The sequence below is a fragment of the 'Chrysanthemum coronarium' phytoplasma genome (assembly GCF_000744065.1).
GTDB classification, from domain to species: Bacteria; Bacillota_I; Bacilli_A; order Acholeplasmatales; family Acholeplasmataceae; genus Phytoplasma; species Phytoplasma asteris.
This window is the reverse complement of record NZ_BBIY01000145.1, coordinates 1-706: the sequence shown is the minus strand read 5'-3', so window position 1 is coordinate 706 and position 706 is coordinate 1. Positions and strand designations below refer to the sequence as shown.

Below are 706 nucleotides of genomic sequence, written 5' to 3'. Positions count from 1 at the left end.
CGGTTTTATAGGGTGTTTTTAAACACCACAAGCCTCACATTCATCAATTTTTAGCTTTTGGGTTCGTGTGTAATAAAGGGTTTTTATCTTTTTATGATGAGCATAAAGATAGTATTTTTGTAATTCACGCGTAGTAATATCAGATGTAATACCAAGTTCAAACGAAATACCTTGATCAACGTGCTTTTGGGCAATGGCAATAACATCAATGAGGTCGTATTTGTTCATTTTATAAGCAGTGGTGTACATAAAGGAAGTTTGTTTTAAGGCAGGCATTGGACAGTAAGTTTTGGAGTTGCCATAGGTGCGTTCCTCTACTAATTGTTTTACAGGAGTCAAAGAAGGAGTTGCTCCCATAATGTATCCAATTGAGCCGTTTGGAGCCACTGCGAGGCGATGAGAATTGTAGAGCCCAAATTGCATAACATCTTGTTTGAGTTGGTGCCAATCTTTTTGCGTGGGCAAGGTTATGTTTTGGAACATTTTTTTGATTTTGGCAGTTTTGGGTAAAATTTCACCGCGATTGTCAAAATAACTACCATCAGCGTATTTGGATTGTTCAAAACGATAAAACTTTTTACCTGTGGTTTTAGCTTTATTGCAAGAATGAAGAAGGCTGTAAAAATTAACGGCATTGAAAAAAACATCAATTAAATCTTTGTTTTCTTCACTTCCAAAAGCAATGTAATTTTGAGCTAAAAAACCG

The 706-nt window shown here is 35.8% G+C and carries 1 pseudogene; it reads right to left on the bottom strand.

Features of this window, described 5'->3' with window-relative positions:
* Nucleotides 1–18: 18 nt before the first annotated feature.
* Nucleotides 19–706: pseudogene (locus tag OYV_RS04205) on the bottom strand (class 1b ribonucleoside-diphosphate reductase subunit alpha); the annotation flags it as partial.